Origin of the sequence: Streptomyces sp. rh34, assembly GCF_002551245.1 — a bacterium.
GTDB lineage: Bacteria > Actinomycetota > Actinomycetes > Streptomycetales > Streptomycetaceae > Streptomyces.
In genome coordinates, this window is record NZ_NTGZ01000566.1 from 1 (window position 1) to 812 (window position 812).

The 812-nt window shown below is 72.7% G+C and carries 1 protein-coding gene; it reads right to left on the minus strand.

All coding sequences use genetic code 11. The features are described from left to right. Window positions 1–65 precede the first annotated feature (65 nt). Window positions 66–812: polysaccharide deacetylase family protein (locus tag CR470_RS38230; RefSeq protein ID WP_097872321.1), on the minus strand; the 747-nt coding region annotated here is incomplete at its 5' end.

Here is an 812-nt window from a genome sequence, read left to right on the forward strand (position 1 = left end):
AGATGTGTATAAGAGACAGCACCGAAGCCGGGGGCACAGGCGCGCACGGTGCCGCGTTCCGCTGCTCAGAGGCGGCGCGGCACCGTGATGCGGTAGCCGGAGTCCAGCAGCCGGGGAAGATAGCGGCGCAGGGCCGCGACGCTCTGCGAGCGGTCGCCGCCCGCGTCGTGCGAGAGGACGACGACGCCGGGCGCCGCCCCGTCGAGCACCCGGCGGACGATCGTGCCGGTGCCCGGCGTCTTCCAGTCGAGCGTGTCCACGGTCCAGGCCATGGGCTCCATGCCCAACTCGGCACCGATCTCGAAGGAGTTGCGGTTCCAGGCACCGTAGGGTGCGCGGTACCACAGCGGCGGGGCGCCGAGCACCCGGTCCACCACCTCGCTGGTGCGCCCCAGTTCGTCGCGGATCGCGGGGCGGGAGAGCTTCGGGATCAGCGGGTGGGACCAGGAGTGGTTGCCCACCACATGCCCGTCGTCGGCCATCTCGCGCAGAAGATCCGGGTTGCCGTCGGCCATCTCTCCGCAGACGAAGAACATCGCGCGGACCCGGTGCTCGCGCAGGGTGGCCAGAATGTCCGGGGTGTAGAGCGGATCGGGGCCGTCGTCGAAGCTCAGGACCATCGAGTGACCGATCTCGGGGAGATGCTCGAAGGGCCGGACGCGCACGGGCGGCCTGCCCGGTCTGAACCGGGGCGGGGTGTTGGCCGTCATGGGTTCGAGGCGGTACGGGGAAGGCCGACCCCGGACGTGTCCCGGGGGGCCCGCGGCCGCGGCGGGCGGGGTGTCCGCGGCGCGCGCGGGGCGGCTGGGCGT